Annotated in this window: 12 protein-coding genes; 2 read left to right on the top strand and 10 right to left on the bottom strand. The window is 73.3% G+C overall.

Translation table 11 applies throughout. The features are described 5' to 3' along the window. Positions 1 to 104 precede the first annotated feature (104 nt). The 6 genes from serA to AB0H37_RS40110 form a co-directional block, all read right to left on the bottom strand. The gene (gene serA / locus AB0H37_RS40135; RefSeq protein ID WP_329094175.1) at positions 105 to 1,694 is read right to left on the bottom strand and encodes a phosphoglycerate dehydrogenase; all 1,590 of its coding nucleotides are present in this window, start codon (positions 1,692 to 1,694) and stop codon (positions 105 to 107) included. A 175-nt stretch (positions 1,695 to 1,869) separates the two neighbouring features. Then, the gene (locus AB0H37_RS40130; RefSeq protein WP_229809842.1) at positions 1,870 to 2,526 is read right to left on the bottom strand and encodes a hypothetical protein; all 657 of its coding nucleotides are present in this window, start codon (positions 2,524 to 2,526) and stop codon (positions 1,870 to 1,872) included. A 365-nt stretch (positions 2,527 to 2,891) separates the two neighbouring features. Beyond that, complete coding sequence (locus tag AB0H37_RS40125; RefSeq protein ID WP_360617854.1) at positions 2,892 to 4,454, bottom strand: DUF2079 domain-containing protein; 1,563 nt, start codon at positions 4,452 to 4,454, stop codon at positions 2,892 to 2,894. Positions 4,455 to 4,509: 55 nt separating this feature from the next. Further along, a complete protein-coding gene (locus tag AB0H37_RS40120) occupies positions 4,510 to 6,486 on the bottom strand; it encodes an FtsX-like permease family protein (RefSeq protein ID WP_360617852.1) in 1,977 nt (658 codons plus the stop codon). Then, positions 6,483 to 7,199: an ABC transporter ATP-binding protein gene (locus tag AB0H37_RS40115; protein WP_179833284.1), complete on the bottom strand. Its 717-nt coding sequence runs from the start codon at positions 7,197 to 7,199 to the stop codon at positions 6,483 to 6,485. The genes AB0H37_RS40120 and AB0H37_RS40115 overlap by 4 nt, the downstream gene beginning before the upstream one ends. Beyond that, positions 7,196 to 7,801 (bottom strand): PadR family transcriptional regulator, encoded by a 606-nt coding sequence (locus AB0H37_RS40110; protein WP_179833283.1) that lies wholly within the window; start codon positions 7,799 to 7,801, stop codon positions 7,196 to 7,198. Before AB0H37_RS40110 ends, AB0H37_RS40115 begins: the two co-directional genes overlap by 4 nt. Before the next feature lie 140 nt (positions 7,802 to 7,941). On the opposite strand from AB0H37_RS40110, the gene AB0H37_RS40105 reads away from it, so the two are divergent. Beyond that, on the top strand, positions 7,942 to 8,730 hold the full coding sequence (locus AB0H37_RS40105) for a hypothetical protein (RefSeq protein ID WP_360617851.1): 789 nt from the start codon (positions 7,942 to 7,944) through the stop codon (positions 8,728 to 8,730). An 83-nt stretch (positions 8,731 to 8,813) separates the two neighbouring features. On the opposite strand, the gene ilvC is transcribed toward AB0H37_RS40105, so the two are convergent. From ilvC to AB0H37_RS40085, 4 genes are all read right to left on the bottom strand, one after another. Beyond that, positions 8,814 to 9,797 (bottom strand): ketol-acid reductoisomerase, encoded by a 984-nt coding sequence (gene ilvC / locus AB0H37_RS40100; RefSeq protein WP_179833281.1) that lies wholly within the window; start codon positions 9,795 to 9,797, stop codon positions 8,814 to 8,816. A 70-nt stretch (positions 9,798 to 9,867) separates the two neighbouring features. Continuing rightward, positions 9,868 to 10,392, bottom strand: a complete 525-nt coding sequence (ilvN, locus tag AB0H37_RS40095) for an acetolactate synthase small subunit (protein ID WP_329094188.1) — start codon at positions 10,390 to 10,392, stop codon at positions 9,868 to 9,870. A 5-nt stretch (positions 10,393 to 10,397) separates the two neighbouring features. Then, the gene (locus AB0H37_RS40090; RefSeq protein ID WP_329094190.1) at positions 10,398 to 12,269 is read right to left on the bottom strand and encodes an acetolactate synthase large subunit; all 1,872 of its coding nucleotides are present in this window, start codon (positions 12,267 to 12,269) and stop codon (positions 10,398 to 10,400) included. Positions 12,270 to 12,420: 151 nt separating this feature from the next. Further along, on the bottom strand, positions 12,421 to 15,249 hold the full coding sequence (locus AB0H37_RS40085; protein ID WP_360617849.1) for an EAL domain-containing protein: 2,829 nt from the start codon (positions 15,247 to 15,249) through the stop codon (positions 12,421 to 12,423). Between the two features lie 403 nt (positions 15,250 to 15,652). On the opposite strand from AB0H37_RS40085, the gene AB0H37_RS40080 reads away from it, so the two are divergent. Continuing rightward, positions 15,653 to 16,759, top strand: a complete 1,107-nt coding sequence (locus AB0H37_RS40080; RefSeq protein WP_360617848.1) for a PQQ-dependent sugar dehydrogenase — start codon at positions 15,653 to 15,655, stop codon at positions 16,757 to 16,759. Positions 16,760 to 16,863 lie beyond the last annotated feature (104 nt).

The raw sequence follows: 16,863 nt of genomic DNA, 5'->3' as shown, positions 1-16,863 counted from the left end.
GGACGGACACGCCGATCGTCCGCCGTCGCCGTCCGCTACGTCCAGGGTCCGGCCGCCGCGCTGGACACATGGCCGGACGCCCGCCCGAAGCTCATCCGTCGAGACTAACCTTCGAGGTCGACGCGGCGGCCCATGTCAGCGCCCACCTCGCGGGTGATGGCGTCGACGAGCTGGGGCGCGACGGCCGAGTCGACGGTGAGCGCGATGAGCGCCTTGCCGCCCTTGGCGTCGCGGCCGACCTGCATGCCCGCGATGTTGACCTGCTCGTCGCCGAGCAGCTTGCCGACCGCGCCGACGATGCCGGGGCGGTCGACGTAGGAGAAGAACGCCATGTGCTCGGTCGGGACGAGCTCCATGTTGTAGCCGTTGATCTCGATGATCCGCTCGGCGTGCTTGGGGCCGGTGAGGGTGCCCGACACCGACACGACGGAGCCGTCGGACATCGTGCCGCGCACCTGCACGACGTTGCGCCAGTCGGGGCTGTCCTCGCTGGTGGTGAGGGTGACCTCGACGCCGCGGTCGCGGGCCAGCAGCGGCGCGTTGACGAAGGTCACGGCCTCCTCGATGACGTCCACGAAGACGCCCTTGAGCGCGGCCAGCTCCAGCACCTTGACGTCGTGCTCGGCGATCTCGCCGCGGACCACCACGTCCAGCCGGACGGGGACGCCGCCGGCGAGGGCGGTGAAGATGCGGCCGAGCTTCTCGGCGAGCGGCAGGCCGGGCTTGACGTCCTCGGCCACGGCGCCGCCCTGCACGTTCACGGCGTCCGGGACGAACTCGCCGGACAGCGCGAGCTTCACGGAGCGGGCGACCTGGGTGCCCGCCTTCTCCTGCGCCTCGTGGGTGCTGGCACCGAGGTGCGGGGTGACGACGACGCTGTCGTGGTGGAACAGCGGGCTCTCGGTGCACGGCTCGGTGCTGAACACGTCGATGCCGGCGCCGGCGACGCGGCCGTCCTTGAGCGCGAGGTCGAGGGCCGCCTCGTCGACGATGCCGCCGCGGGCGGCGTTGACGATGCGGACGGACGGCTTGACCTGCTGCAGCTCGCGGTCGCCGATGAGGCCGAGGGTCTCGGGCGTCTTCGGCAGGTGGACGGTGATGAAGTCGCTCTCGCGGAGCAGCTCGTCGAGGGTGACGAGCTTCACGCCGAGCTGCGCGGCGCGGGCGGCCTGGACGTAGGGGTCGAACGCGACCACGTTCATGTCGAAGGCGGCGAGGCGCTGGGCGACGAGGACGCCGATGCGGCCGAGGCCGAGCACGCCGACGGTCTTGCCCTGGAGTTCGACGCCCGTGTACTTGGAGCGCTTCCACTCGCCCTGCTTGAGCGCGGAGTGGCCCTGCGGCACGTTCCGGGCGGTGGCCAGGAGCAGAGCGATCGCGTGCTCGGCGGCGGTGACGATGTTGGACGTGGGCGCGTTGACGACCATGACGCCGGCCTTGGTGGCGGCCTCCACGTCGACGTTGTCGAGGCCGACGCCGGCCCGGGCGACGACCCGGAGCTTCTTGGCGTGCTGGAACACCTCGGCGGTGACCTTGGTGGCGCTGCGGACGATCAGGGCGTCCACGTCGGCGACGGCGGGCAGCAGCCGGTCCTTGTCGCTGCCGTCGACGTGCCGGACCTCGTAGTCGGCCTCCAGGACGGCGATGCCGGCCGGGGAGAGTTCTTCTGCGACGAGGACGACGAGCTTGCTCAAGTGGAAACAGTCCTTCGAAAAAAGTAGGTGTTCGTGTGCTGTGCAGGTGAAGTCGCGAGTCACCTCGTCGTGCCCTCGCCCCCTCCGGTGAGTGTATAACCCGGCGGCGGCGGCGGTTCGCGGCGGGGAAAGACCCACCAGTAACTCCGGTTCGTCCCGCGTTGTGACGGTCTCGTCAGGCGGCGTTCGGCTCCGGCACCGAGGCGAGCACCGACGCGACCCGCTCGGCGTCGCCGACGTGCACGTGCGGGACGTCCACGAACACCCGCAGCGGCCCGGGCGGCAGCCCCAGCTCGTCGGCGACCTGCACCTGCACCTCGCGGAGCGGGATGTAGGCCAGGTAGGCGCGGTGGATGTTCTGCGACCGGAACATCGCCGTCATGATCAGCCGGTAGCCGCGGATGCGGAACGACAGCGCGGTCAGCGCCGGCAGCCCGTCGGCCGGCTCGCCGGGGATCGTCAGCGAGATCCACGCGCTGGTGGTCCACGGTCTCGCGCGCAGCAGGTCCACCACCCACCGGATCTGGTCGTGGCCCTGCAGGTCGTGCAGCCGCGGCCAGAACCGCCCGCGGACGACCCGGCGGGTGCGCTCCTGCGCCCTGCGGACGAGCCGCGCCCGGTCGCCGTACTCGCGCAGGATCGGGTCCTCCCAGCTCAGGGAGCAGATCTCGAACAGCAGCGGCGGCCCCTCGATGATGGGCCCGCCGTCCTCCAGCCCCGCCTCCCCGGCCGCCCACACGTGCCGCAGGACGCCGACCCACGCCCGCCCGCACGTCTCGAAGCGCAGGACGTCCCTGTCCTCCCGCCCCGGCATGCCCTCCCGCCCCGGCATGTCACGGCTCCTCGCCGTGACCGGTTCCCCGGTCCACCGCGCGCGTCATCGGGGATTCGCCCGCCCGTCGCATTGCCCGCCGGGCGAGGAATTCCGGGCCACCGCCCACCGGTGCCTCCGCCTCGCCGCCGTTCAGCCTCACACCGCTCATGCCACGCCCCAAGGCCCGCTCCGGCCGAGGTCACGGGGTGTTCGCACGGGTTCCTCCCGCGCCGGCCGCGGCCGTAACGACTCTCTTCAAGTATCTGGCAAAGTACCCAGAAAGGGTAGGGATAATTGGCCGATCGGCACCTTCACTGGGATTCTTACCCGTGCGACGATGATCGGTCATCGGACAATCCGTCCAAAAGCCGCGTTTCGCCTTATCAGGGGTTCCCGCTACCAGGGACCCGGGGGTCGGGGACGTCCCGGTGCAGCACGACGTAGCCGTCCCTCCGGAAGACCTCCCGGTACCCCTCCGCCTTCAGCCCCTCGACCCGCCGCCGCTGCTCGGCGGGCGAGCCGAAGGGGAACTCCAGCCGCTCCACCTGGGCGATCACCCAGGGCGCGCCGTGGGAGCGGTCGTCCCACAGGAGCACGCGGGCACGGGACGTCAGCGCAGGGCCGAGGCCGTTGGCGGCCTCGACGAGCGCGCCGTCCGGGATGCGCGCGACGGCCGCGGACGCCGCCCGCGCCCGCTCGTTCGGCCGCCACAGCGCGGGATCGGCCAGGTGGCGGTAGGCGAAGAAGGGCACGCACGCGACGGTGACCGCGAGGATCCCCGCCATCGGCGCGGCGGAGGGCAGCCGTCCCAGTGCGCCTCGCGCGATCCGGGGCCGTCCGCGCAGCCGCGCCGCGCCGTCCGCCGCCGCCAGGACGAGCACGGCGACGATGAAGGCGTTGTAGTGGTAGTGCGGTTCCCACCAGTTGCCGAACCGGCTGGCGAGCATCCGCTCGGCGAGCAGCGGGACGGCGGTGAGGGTCAGCGGGGACGCCAGCGGCAGAAGAAGCAGCGGGAGCAGCACCAGAGCCATCGTGAGCAGCTTCCGCGGCGGGTCGCCGAGGACGCGCACGACGTCCCATGGATGGGTGAGGGCGTGCACCGCCGCGTGGGGAAGGTCCGGGCCGAGCGCCCCGTACGCCCAGTAGTAGTCGTTGTCCCCGCCGAACGCCGCGACGGCCACGCGGGAGCAGACCCAGGTAGCGGCCAGCCCCACCGCGACGTAGGCGAGACCCGCCCGCCGGTCGCCTGGCGGCAGGAGTCCCCGCAGGGTCCGCAGCCCGCCGCCGGTGGGACGGGTGAGCAGGTAGAGGCCGAAGCCCGCGAGCAGCAGCCCCATGTCCTCCTTCACCAGCAGCAGGGCGAACGCGGCGGCGGCCGCCTGGAGCCGCCGTCCGGCGTCGTGCCGCTCGACCATCAGCGCCGACAGCAGCGGGACGAAGGCGACCTCGTGGAAGTCGAAGGCGAGCGCCTCGGCGATCGGCCAGGACAGCGCGTAGGCGCCCGCGGCGCAGTAGGCGGCGCGAGCGCCGAGCCGGCGCTCGGTGTACCGCCAGATCGGCGGGATCGCGAGCGCGAGCAGGACGGCCTGCGCGACCAGCAGGGTCGCCGGGCCGTCGTGGATCCAGTAGAGCGGCGCGAGCAGCGCGAGGATCGGCGAGAAGTGGTCGCCGAGGATCGAGAAGTCCGGGCCGAAGTCGTTGTGGACGCCCTTGACGATGGCGACCGGCGGGCCGAACCGGCTGTAGGACCGGATCGCCTGGTCGAAGATCACCAGGTCGTAGCTGCCCGTCCGGAAGGCGCGCAGCCGCATCAGCGAGTACGCCGCGTACAGCAGCGCGCTCGCCGCGACCAGTGCCGCCAGGGCGGCGCTCCGGCGCCGGGCGGCGCCCCCGCGGCGTGCGGAGGAGCCGCCGGCCGGTCCCTGCACCGCAATCGCCTCGACCACGCGCCGGACGCTATCACCAGCGGCGGCGCGTGGCCGAGCGGCCCGGCGGGCGTCGCTACCCCGGGGTCCGGCGGGCCGGGGGACGGCCGCCGGTCACCGCCCCGGCCGCGCACGCCGCGACGAGCGGGACGCCGATCGCGAGCGCCAGCAGGAGCAGCCACGGGACGTCGACGATCGTCCCGTGCGGGGCGGCCCCGTTCTCCTCCACGCCGTCGGTGAGCGGCCGCGTCACCGCGAGGCCGGGGACGAGCCCGCCGGCGATGCCGAGCCAGCAGCCGAGCGCGGCGATGAAGGCGCCCCGGCCCATCGTCAGCAGCCGTCCGGTGCGGGGCCGGGCACCGACGGCGCGCAGGGTGGCCAGGTCGGGACGGCCGTCGGCGGCGGCGAGCCCGGTGGCGATCAGGGTGGCGCCGAGCGCCAGGACGGCAGCGGCCGCGCCGAGCATCAGCGTGATCCTCCCGAACGACTCGGTGAAACCCCGCTCGACGTGGACGGCGCCGGAGTCGTGGCCGAAGGTCTCCATGCTCCTGGTCAGCCGGGCCTCCTCGGCCTTGGTGACCCGGTGGTCGGCGCGGTCCACCCCGTACGCCTCCGTCCGGATGGGCACGCCGGCCTTCTCGGCGAGCTTCTCCGCGGCCTCCGGCGGGACGATGGCCGGCACGTGCGGGTCGCCGTGGGCGGCCACGGCCGGCAGGTCCTTGATCGTCGCGATCGTGTGCTGCCGGTCGTCGTCCCAGTAGGTCACCTTGGTGGTGACCGTCCCGTGGTCGAGCGGACGCACCCGGAACAGGACGATCTTGCCCGCGTCCAGCGCCGACGCGACCCCGGCGTCGTTGCGGCCGAGCAGCATCCGGGCCTCCCGCGCGCCGCCGACCACGATCGGCAGGATCTCGTTCAGGGCCGCCCCGTCATGCTCGGCCGAGAAGGTCAGCGCGGGGCATTTCGATGTGTCCTCGGACAGGCAGACCCCGTCCGGCCCGGGAAGGGTGCGCAGGGGGATGACCGGCACGCCCGGCAGGTCGCGCCGGACGACGGCCGCGGCGGCGTCCTCGTCCCTGCCCTGCGGCAGCCGGATCAGCGCCGAGCCGTGGGGCAGCTGCGCCTGGTACTCCACCTGCCGCTGCCGGAAGTCGCTGACGCCCCCGATGGCCAGCGCGGTGACACCCGCCACGGCCGCCATGATCGCGGCGACCGCGGGCGCGGTGCGGGCCCGGTTGCGGGCGCCGTCCCGGACGGCGAGGCGCAGCGGCAGCGGAAGCCGGGGCGCGAGCCGCCCGGTCGTCCCGACGATCCACGGGGAGGCGAGCACGAGACCGATGATGATCGCGGCGGCGCCGAACGCGGCGCCGAACTCGCGCAGCGCCCGGACGCCCTCCAGGGACGCCGCCAGGCCCGCCAGGACGAGGACGCCGCCGGCGATCGGCAGGCCGCGCCGCGCCCGGCCGGGCGGTTCGCGGCGTCCGGCGAGGGCGGCGACGACGTCCATCCGGCCCGCCTGGCGCGCGGGCACCAGGGCGGCGAGCAGGCCGCTGCCCGCGCCGAGCAGCATCGTCACGGCGACCACGGTCCACGGCACGGTGAACGGTCCGAGGCCGTCCGGTCCGTCCGCGGCCCGCGCGACGACGGCCGCGGCGGCGATGCCGAGCCCCGCCCCGGCCACCGCGGCGATCCCGCCGAGGAGCAGGCCGCTCGCCAGCACGACGGCGCGCAGGTGCCGGCCCGCGCCGCCCGACGCCGCGACGAGCGCGAGGTCGCGGCGCCGCCGCCGGACGTCCACCATGAACGCCGGCCCGGCGAGCAGGACGACCTCCAGCACGACCATCGCGATGATCATCGCGAGCACGGCCGACTCGGCGCCGCTCGGGGCGCCGGACGACCCCTCGATCCCCGCCTCGGAGGTGGAGCGCAGCACGGCCAGGGCGACGACGACGCCGATCGGCAGGCCGATCATGCACAGCACGAGCGCCGTGCGGCCCTTGGCGCGCAGCGCGTCCTGGCGGGCCATGCGCAGCGCGAAGACGTAGCGGTTCACAGTTTCTCCTGCAGGAGGCTCTCGGGGCCGGTCGGCCGGGGCGTGGCGTCGACGATCCGGCCGTCGCGCAGGAACACGACCCGGTCGGCCCAGGCGGCGTGCCGCGACTCGTGCGTGACCATCAGGCAGGACGCGCCCGCGTCGCAGCGGGCCCGCAGGACGCGCAGGACGTCCTCGCCGGTGTGGCTGTCGAGCGCCCCGGTCGGCTCGTCGGCCAGGACGAGCCGACGCTCGCCGACCAGCGCGCGGGCGATCGCGACGCGCTGCTGCTGGCCGCCGGACATCTCGTCGGGGAACCGGTCGGCCAGCTCGGCGACGCCGACCTCCGCGAGCGCCTCCCGCGCCTCCCGGCGGGCCGTGCGGGCGCGGGCGCCGTCCAGCTCGCGCGGCAGCATGACGTTCTCGCCCGCGGTGAGGCTCGGGATGAGGTTGAGGTCCTGGAAGACGTAGCCGACGCTGCGGCGGCGCAGCGCGGCCCGCCCGGCCCGGCCGAGCCCGCCGAGGTCGGCGCCGTCCACCAGGACCTGCCCGGACGTGGGACGGTCGAGCCCGCCGGCCAGCGCCAGCAGGGTCGACTTGCCGGAGCCGGACGGGCCCATCACGGCGACGAACTCGCCCTCCGCGACGTCCAGCGTCACCTCGCGCAGCGCGTGGACGAGGGACGGGCCGGCGCCGTGGTCGCGGGACACCTCCCGCATCGCCAGCACGCTCATCGCCGCGCCTCCTCGTCGGCCGGGGCGGGCGCCTCGACCGGGACGGACGGGGCCGCGGGGGCGGACGGCGCGGAGGGCTCGGCGCGGGCGACGTAGGCCTCGCAGTGGTCCAGCCAGCGGACCTCGGCCTCCGCCTGGAAGATCATGGATTCCAGGACCAGCCGCCACGCGCGGTCGCCCTGGTCGGCGGGGACGGCGGGCGCGTCGGCCTTGAGGCGGGTGAGGTCCTGCAGGGTGCGCAGCGTGGCGGTGCGCTGGGTCTGGACGACGTGCGCGGCGTCGACGCCGGGCGTGGTGACGGCCATCGCCAGCTTGATCGCCAGCTCGTCGCGGGGCCGGTCGGAGCGGGCGATGGGGGTCGAGAACCACCGCCGCACGTCCTGCTCCCCCGCCGGCGTGATCCGGTAGACGAACCGGCCCTCGTCGTCGGCGCCGACGCGCGTGACGAGCTCGTCGCGTTCGAGGCGGGACAGGGTGGAGTAGACCTGGCCGATGTTGAGCGGCCAGGTGGCGCCGGTGGACGACTCGAACTCGGCGCGCAGCTGGTAGCCGTAGCGGGGGCCCTGGGACAGCAGGGCCAGCAGACCGTGACGGATGGACATGCCTACCAAGTATGCATACCGAGTATGCGGCAGGCAATACCGAGTATGCATCCTGGGAGACACACCGTCCGGTTTTCACTGTGCGCGATCGAGCTGGGCCCTACCGTGACCGATGTCCCCGGCCGATCAGGAGATGACCCGTGACCTCGGACAACGCCATCAGCGTCCTGCGCGACCTCCTGCGCGTGTACGACCACCGCTTCCTGGCCCTCGACGGCCCCCAGCGGGAGCGGCTCGTGGAGGGCACCCGCCGCGTCCTCGGCGAGGAGGGGCTGAGCGAGGCCGCCCGCGCCGCGATGCCCGCGTCCGCGCGGCTCAGGGCGTTCTGCATCCAGCACGGCCTGCGCGAGGAGCTGGAGCGGATGATCCGCGACGAGGTCGAGGGGACCCCGGCGGGCGCGGTCGTGGTCGGCGGGCGGATCTACGCGATGTACCCCTACCTGCGCGGCGTCTCCCGGCATGACGCCGACATCACCAGCGAGGTCGGCGTCGAGCACCGCCTGGAGGCCGTCTGCTGGCAGGGAAGGAAGGTGCGCATCCGCGGCGTCGCCGCCCTCCAGCGCGTCGAGACCGGACGGACGTCCGTCGACGTCGTCCTGCGGGAACGCGCGTCCGGCAAGGAGCACGGCTTCATCGCCGACCCCCGCGCGGGGCGCGCCGGAGGGTTCGAGGTCGTCGCCGACCCGGCCGCCGTGGAGCCGGGGCATTGGGACGTGCACGTCACCGCGACCGCCCTCGGCGTCACCCGCGAGGCCCGTTTCGGCTCGGCGCGCGCCGAGGGGGTCAAGACGGCTGCGCAGCGGCGGGCCGCCGGCCCGAAGGACGTCACCGTCTACTTCACCAAGGGCGGCCATCTGGCCCTGCTCGTGGCCGAGGCCGCCGAGCCCGCCTCACTGCGCGACAGGATCCGCCGCCGCCTGCGCCGCTGAGCCCGCGAGCCCCCCGCGCGGGGCTCGCGGGCATGCGAGAACGCGGGGACCGGGCACCGGTCCCCGCGCCGCCGCGGAACGGCTCAGTCGTTGAGCCAGCTCATCATCGGGCGCAGCTCGGCGCCCGTCTTCTCGATCGGGTGCTGGGCCAGCTCCTCGCGGTACTGCGTGAACTTCTTCTGGCCGCCCTCGAACTCGTCCACCAGCTCCTTGGCGTACTCGCCGGACTGGATCTCGCCGAGGATCTTCTTCATCGCGGCCTTGGTCTCCGGCGTGATCACGCGCGGGCCGCGGCTGTAGCCGCCGTACTCGGCGTTGTCCGACACCGACCAGTACATCTTGGACACGCCGCCCTCGTACATCAGGTCGACGATCAGCTTCATCTCGTGCAGGACCTCGAAGTAGGCGACCTCCGGCTGGTAGCCGGCCTCGGTCAGCACCTCGAACCCGGTCTTGATCAGCTCGGAGACGCCGCCGCACAGCACCGACTGCTCGCCGAACAGGTCGGTCTCGGTCTCCTCGGTGAAGGTCGTCTTGATGCCGCCCGCGCGCAGGCCGCCGATGGCCTTGGCGTAGGACAGCGCCAGCGGCCAGGCGTTGCCGGACGCGTCCTTCTCCACGGCCACGATCACCGGCACGCCGCGCCCGGCGACGAACTGGCGGCGCACGAGGTGGCCCGGGCCCTTCGGCGCGACCATGGCCACGTCCACGCCCTCCGGCGGCTGGACGAGGTCGTAGCGGATGCTGAAGCCGTGGCCGAAGAACAGGGCGTCGCCCTCGACGAGAGCGGGCTTGATGTCCTTCTCGAAGATCTCCCGGTGGTGGTGGTCGGGGGCCAGCAGCATGATCAGGTCGGCCTCCTCGGCGGCCTCCGCCGGGGTGACCACGCGCAGGCCCTCGGCCTCCGCCTTCTCCCGGCTGGCCGACCCCTCGCGGAGCCCGACCCGCACGTCGACGCCGGAGTCGCGCAGCGAGAGCGCGTGCGCGTGCCCCTGGCTGCCGTAGCCGATGATCGCCACGTGCCGGCCCTGGATCACGCTCAGGTCGGCGGCGTCGTCGTAGAACATCTCAGCCACAGTGCTGTTGCCTTTCGTTGGTGTGTTGGTGCCGCCCGCGGGGCGGCGTCCGGGTCGCGGGTCAGGCGCTGCGCTCGATGGCCCGCAGCGAGCGGTCGGTGATGGACCGGGCACCGCGGCCGACGGCCACCATGCCCGACTGCACCAGTTCCTTGATGCCGAACGGCTCCAGGATCCTGATGAACGCGTCCAGCTTGTCGCGGTTGCCGGTCGCCTCGATCGTGACGGCGTCGGGCGCGACGTCCACCACCTTGGCGCGGAACAGCGTCACGGTCTCCAGGACCTGCGAGCGGGTCTCGGCGTCGGCGCGCACCTTGACCAGCACGAGCTCGCGCTGGACGGACGCCGAGGAATCCAGCTCGACGATCTTCAGCACGTTGATCAGCTTGTTGAGCTGCTTGGTGACCTGCTCCAGCGGCAGGTCGGCGACGTTCACCACGATCGTCATCCGGGAGATCTCCGGATGCTCGGTGGTGCCCACCGCGAGGGACTCGATGTTGAAGCCGCGCCGGGAGAACAGCGCCGCGACCCGAGCCAGGATGCCGGGCTTGTTCTCCACCAGCACCGAGAGGGTGTGCAGGCTCATCGGGGTCAGTCTCCGTTCTCCCAGTCGGGAGCCATGTCCCGGGCGATCTTGATGTCGTCGTTGGTGGTGCCGGCCGCGACCATCGGCCACACCATGGCGTCCTGGTGGACGACGAAGTCGATCACGACGGGGGCGTCGTTGATCTCCATCGCCTTGGCGATGACCTCGTCGACGTCCTCGGCCTTCTCGCAGCGCAGGCCGACGCAACCGTACGCCTCGGCGAGCTTGACGAAGTCCGGAATCCGCTTGGCCGAGTGAAGGTTGGTGTTGGAGTAGCGCCCGTTGTAGAAGAGCGTCTGCCACTGCCGGACCATCCCGAGGTTACCGTTGTTGATCACGGCGACCTTGACCGGGATGCCCTCGATCGCGCAGGTCGCGAGCTCCTGGTTGGTCATCTGGAAGCAGCCGTCGCCGTCGATCGCCCAGACCGTGGTGTCCGGCGCGCCGACCTTGGCGCCCATCGCCGCCGGGACGGAGTACCCCATCGTCCCGGCGCCCCCGGAGTTCAGGAACGCGCCCGGCCGCTCGTACTTGATGAACTGCGCGGCCCACATCTGGTGCTGGCCGACGCCCGCGACGTAGTACGCCTCCGGCCCCGCGATCCGCCCGATCCGCTCGATGACGTACTGCGGGGACAGCGAGCCGTCGGCGGGCGTGTCGTAGCCCAGCGGGTACGTCTCGCGCCAGGCGCCGAGCTGGCGCCACCAGTCGGTGTAGTCGCCCTTGCGGCCCGCCTCGTTCTCGTTCTGCAGGGCGACGACCAGGTCGGCGATCACCTCGCGGGCGTCCCCGACGATCGGCACGTCGGCGTGCCGGTTCTTGGAGATCTCCGCCGGGTCGATGTCGGCGTGCACGACCTTGGCGTGCGGCGCGAACCCGTCCAGCTTCCCGGTGACGCGGTCGTCGAACCGGGCGCCGAGCGCGACCAGCAGGTCGGCGCGCTGCAGCGCGCCGACGGCGCCGACGGCGCCGTGCATGCCCGGCATGCCCATGTTCAGCGGGTGGCTGTCGGGCAGCGCGCCCTTGGCCATCAGCGTGGTGACGACCGGCGCGCCGGTCAGCTCGGCGAGCACCTTCAGCTCGGCGGCCGCGCCCGCCTTCAGCACCCCGCCGCCGACGTACAGCACCGGGCGCCGCGCCTGGACGATCAGCCGTGCCGCCTCGCGGACCTGCTTGGAGTGCGGCCGGGTGACGGGCCGGTACCCGGGCAGCTGCAGCGCGACCGGCCACTCGAACCCGACCGTCGCCTGGAGGGCGTCCTTGGCGATGTCGACCAGGACGGGGCCGGGCCGCCCGGTGCCCGCGATGTGGAACGCCTCGGCGATGGTGCGGCCGATGTCCTCGGCCTGGGTGACCAGGAAGTTGTGCTTGGTGATCGGCATCGTGATGCCGGCGATGTCGGCCTCCTGGAAGCCGTCGGTGCCGATCAGCGAGGACGCGACCTGCCCCGTGATCGCCACGATCGGCACCGAGTCCATGTAGGCGTCGGAGATCGCCGTGACGAGGTTGGTCGCGCCCGGCCCGCTGGTGGCCATGCAGACGCCCACCTTGCCGGTCACCATCGCGTAGCCCTGGGCGGCGTGGCCGGCGCCCTGCTCGTGCCGGACGAGGATGTGGCGCAGCTTCCTGGAGTCGAACAGCGGGTCGTACGCCGGGAGGATCGCGCCGCCCGGGATGCCGAACACCGTGTCGACGCCGACGTTCTCCAGGGCGCGGACCAGCGCCTGGGCTCCCGTCATCTGTTCGGTCGTCATGATTCTGCGGTTCCTTGGGGAGTGAGTGTTGGCTCGCCGGGCAACAAAAAACCCCCGCCGCCGTGAGGCGGTCGAGGGGAGGCGCGCAGGACGAAAAGCTTGGTCAGCCTGCGCGCCGACCAAGTACTACGAGGATGGTGGAGGTGCTCTGCACGTGCCCACTTTCGCCGATGTCCGGCCACCGGTCAAATCCTTGGACGCTTTGTCTCATATGTCGAGACGGTAGTGTCGTCCGCCACACCCGCGCCCGGCACGGCCGTGTCGCACGCCACGGTCACCCCGGCAGCGGGAGCGGGACGTCGCCCGGACGGGCCTGGCCGGCGAGGTTCGTCCGCACCAGCGACTCGACCCGCTGCGCCGCCATCGGCCGCGCCACGAGGAAGCCCTGGCCGCGCGGGCACCCCATCTCCCGCAGCAGCTCCAGCTGCTCGGACCGCTCGATGCCCTCCGCCACCACGGTCAGACCGAGGTCGCTGCCGAGCTGCACGATCGTCCGGGTGAGCAGCGTCAGGGTCTCGTCCGAACCGAGCCCCGCCACGAACGACGGGTCGATCTTGATGATGTCGACCGGGAGCTGCCCGAGGTAGGCCAGCGAGGCGTACCCGGTGCCGAAGTCGTCGATCGCGAGGCGGACGCCGAGGTCGCGCAGCTGGGACAGGCGCTCGACGTTCTGGTCGGCGTCCTCGACGAGGACCTCCTCGCGCACCTCCAGCGTGAGCGCCTGCGGCGGCAGCCCCGTCTCCGCCAGCGCCGCCGCGACCGACTCCACGAACCGGGGCGCGGCGATCTGCCGGGCGGTGAAGTTCACCGACAGGCCCACGTCCCACGAGTCGCCGCGCCAGCGGGCGACCTCCCGGCACGCCTCCCGCAGCATCCAGTCGCCGAGCGGGATCATCAGGCCGGACTCCTCGGCCAGGCCGATGAACTCCTCCGGCGGTACCGCCTCGCTCCCCCGGCGCCAGCGCAGCAGCGCCTCCACGCCGGTCACCCGGGACGTGGCCAGGTCGACGACCGGCTGGAACTCCACGGAGAACTGCTCCTCGGCGAGCGCCGCCTGCAGGTCGCTGCCGAGCTCCAGCCGCCGGACGACGTCGGCGTGCATGTGCGGCGCGTACACCTCGACGCGCCCGCCGCCGAGCTCCTTCGCACGGGCCATCGCGAGGTCGCCGTTGCGGATCAGTTCGGCGGCGCCGCGGCGGAGCCGCCGTCCCGCGTCCGATCCGGCGCCGGTCGGCTGCTCCGCGTCAGCGGCGAACGCGATGCCGACACTCGCCGTCAGCACGATGTGCTTGTTGCCGACCTGGTAAGGGTCGACCGAAAGCACGCGAAGGAGCCGACCGGCCAGTTCGACTGTGGCACGCGTCTCACGCGCGTCCGGCGGGATCTGCACCAGGACGGCGAACTCGTCGCCGCCCCACCGCGCCACCGTGTCGTCGGCCTGGACGTTCGCGCGCAGCCGCCGGGCCGCCTGCGCGAGCACCTGGTCGCCGGCGGCGTGCCCGTCGGAGTCGTTCACGGCGGTGAACCCGTCCATATCGACGAACACGACCGCGGCCTTGCCGCAGGACGCCTGCCGCGACAGCACCTCCCGCGTGCGCTCCTCGAAGTAGGAGCGGTTCGGCAGGCCCGTCAGCCCGTCGTGGAAGGTCAGATGGGCGACCTGCCGTTGCAGCGCCGCCTGCTCGCTCAGGTCGCGGGTGGTGACCAGCAGCCGGGACGGCGCCCCGTCCGAGCCCTTGTACCGGGAGATCGTGGACTCCGTCGGCAGCCACGTCCCGTCCGCGGCGCGCAGCCGGCACGACACGCGCAGCGCGTCCTGCGGGCCGACGTCGCCGGCCGGCTCGTCCAGGAACTCGGTGAACACCTGCTGGACGCGCGGCAGGTCCTCCGGGTGGATGATCTCGTTCAGCGGGCGGCCGAGCAGCTCGTCCTGGGTGTAGCGGTAGGTCCGCAGGGCGCCCGCGCTGGCGTGCCGGACGGTGGCGTCCAGGTCGCAGATGAGCACCGCGTCGTTGATGCTCTCCGACAGGGCCCGGAAGTGCTCCTCGCCGGTGTCCACGGCCCGGCGCAGCGCCTCGTTCTCCCGCAGCAGCGCGGCGAGGCGCGCGATCAGCACCAGCGCGGCCGAGCCCGCGGCGATCGAGATCGCCGGCTCCAGGCCGTCGTTGCCGGCGATCGAGTGGCCCGCGATGAACAGCGCGGCCGCGGCGGCCACCGCGGCGGGCGCGAGGCCGGGGCCGATCATGCGGCCGCACTCCTCGGCGGGCGCCGCGACGTCCTCGGGGATGTCGTCGACGGGCAGCGCCGGCTCGGCGGCCGGGCCCGTCCACGGCACCAGCAGCAGGAGCAGCAGCCCGGCCAGGCGCAGGATGTCGGAGGGGTCCTCGGCGGAGCCGCCTCCGTCCAGCCGGACGAACGTGGTCACGATGTCGGCCGCCGCGATGGCGGCCAGCGCGCCGTACCCCATCCAGGCGAGGCGGCGGTGCCCGCGCGCGGCACCGAGGACGAACGGCAGCGCCCCGCAGACGAACACGATGTCGATCAGCGGGTACAGCAGTTCCAGCAGGAACTCCGGCGGCGACTCCCCCGACCGGTGGTACAGGTTCCCGAACAGGGCCACCCAGCCGAGGACGAACAGCGCGCAGGCGCAGACGTAGGTGTCGGCGGCGTAGCGCAGCCACGTCCCCGCGTCACGGGGCAGCCGGATCGGCGCGACCAGGCCGATGACGAGCGCGACCAGCGCGACCAGGTAGAACAGGTCGGGGATCGACAGCGACAGGGCGCTGCGGCCGGAGCCGTAGGCCAGCGCGCCGCCGACCGCGCCGACGAACCATGAGGCGGCGGCGATGCCGTACCACCGCCAGGACGCGCGCCAGATGCCGCCGGGAGCGCCGGCCGCTTCGGCGGACGGGCCGTCGGGGCGCCGGGACGACAGCAGCAGGGAGATCGCGGCGGCGCCCGCGGCGCCGGCCTCGGTCCAGGCGATGAAGGCACGGCCGCCCCAGCCGAGCAGCGAGCCGGTGGCGTACAGCACACCGACGATCGCCGCCAGGGCGACCGGCAGCGCACGCGGCGGTACCCGCCTGGCGTAGTCGCCGCTCATCGCGCCGTGTCCCTTCCTGCCCGATGGGCCGGTCGGCCCTGGCGGAGGCAGGGCCGCGCCAGGGGAGAGTGGGGTCCACGACCCCCGCCGCCTGGATAACGGGCCGAAGGTCACGGATCGTGCCCGCGCCCGATCGGCGCGGACCGGTGGCGAGCGCACCGGCCTCGCCTGCCGGGTATCAGCGACGTTGCTGCACTACGGGATCACCGTGTCGCTCACTGTACGTTCGGTAGGTCACGGAGCGATTGAGGCTGAGCGACCTTCCCGCGACGAACGGCCTCGTCGCGGATCCGTTTGGGACGTCCGAAAGCCGAACATCACCGGATCGCCGCCTTGCCGGGATGACGCTGCGTGACGGGGAACGGTAAGCGCCGGGGATCCGTAGTACGTGGGGGAGGCGCTCATGCGACAGCACACCACCATCCTCGTCCCGGCCGTCCTGGTCTCGGCGGCCGCGCTCCTTGCGGCCTGCTCGTCCTCGCCGTCCGGGGGCGGGGCGGGCCGGACCCCGCCGCCCGCGTCCAGCACTCCGTCCGGGACGGCGAGCGGCGGGCCGGGCACGCCCCGCACCGTCACCGACGACCTCAGGGTGCCGTGGGCCGTGGCGTTCCTGCCCGGAGGCGACGCGCTGGTCACCGAACGGGACACCGCCCGGCTCCTGCGCGTCACGCCGTCCGGCCGCAGGGCGACGGCCGGCACGGTGCCCGGGGTGGACGCGCAAGGTGAGGGCGGCCTCCTCGGCGTCGCGGTGTCCCCGTCTTACCGAACCGACCATTTCGTCTACCTCTACTACACGGCCGCGTCCGACAACCGTGTCGTGCGCGCCACCTATGACGGCCGTCTCGGCGACCTGAAACCGATCGTCGCCGGCATCCCCAAGGGCGCCGTCCACAACGGCGGACGCCTGGCCTTCGGACCCGACAAGATGCTTTACGTCACCACCGGCGAGACCGGCGAGGGCGGCAAGGCGCAGGACAAGGACTCCCTCGGCGGCAAGATCCTCCGGGTCACGCCCGAGGGCGCGCCCGCGCCCGGCAACCCGTTCGGTACCCGCATCTGGACGTACGGGCACCGCAACGTCCAGGGCCTCGCCTGGGACGGCGCGGGCCGCATGTACGCCACCGAGTTCGGCCAGGACCACTTCGACGAGATCAACCTGATCGGCAAGGGCCGCAACTACGGCTGGCCCGAGGTCGAGGGGGTCGGCCACCGCAAGGGGTTCACCGACCCGCTCCTGACCTGGACGACCGACCAGGCGTCGCCGTCCGGCCTCGCCTACGCGAACGGTTCCCTGTGGGCCGCCGCGCTGCGCGGCGAGCGCCTCTGGCAGATCCCGCTCGACGACGGCAAGGCGGGACGCCCCATCGCCCGGCTCCAGGGCCGCTACGGACGGCTACGCGCGGTCGTCCGCACACCGGACGGCGCACTGTGGGTGACGACCAGCAACCAGGACGGCCGAGGCGCCCCCAAGCCGGGCGACGACCGCATCCTCGACATCCCCCTCCGCTGAGCGCCCGGCATCGCCGGAACGCCCGATCCCGTCCGGGCGCCCATTCGCCGGGGCGTCCCGCCTGAGCTGAGACGCCCCGGCGACCGCACGGGGCGCCGGCCAGG

Origin of the sequence: Actinomadura sp. NPDC023710 (genome assembly GCF_040639875.1) — a bacterium.
Classification (GTDB): domain Bacteria; phylum Actinomycetota; class Actinomycetes; order Streptosporangiales; family Streptosporangiaceae; genus Spirillospora; species Spirillospora citrea.
The sequence above is the reverse complement of the archived record's forward strand: the minus strand, read 5'-3'. Positions and strand labels throughout refer to the sequence as shown.

Coding starts and splice junctions, on each gene's coding strand:
- AB0H37_RS40130 (WP_229809842.1), bottom strand. CDS start 2,526: ATGCCGGGGCGGGAGGGCATGCCGGGGCGGGAGGACAGGGACGTCCTG.
- AB0H37_RS40115 (WP_179833284.1), bottom strand. CDS start 7,199: ATGAGCGTGCTGGCGATGCGGGAGGTGTCCCGCGACCACGGCGCCGGC.
- AB0H37_RS40110 (WP_179833283.1), bottom strand. CDS start 7,801: ATGTCCATCCGTCACGGTCTGCTGGCCCTGCTGTCCCAGGGCCCCCGC.
- ilvC (WP_179833281.1), bottom strand. CDS start 9,797: ATGTTCTACGACGACGCCGCCGACCTGAGCGTGATCCAGGGCCGGCAC.
- ilvN (WP_329094188.1), bottom strand. CDS start 10,392: ATGAGCCTGCACACCCTCTCGGTGCTGGTGGAGAACAAGCCCGGCATC.
- AB0H37_RS40085 (WP_360617849.1), bottom strand. CDS start 15,249: ATGAGCGGCGACTACGCCAGGCGGGTACCGCCGCGTGCGCTGCCGGTC.
- AB0H37_RS40080 (WP_360617848.1), top strand. CDS start 15,653: ATGCGACAGCACACCACCATCCTCGTCCCGGCCGTCCTGGTCTCGGCG.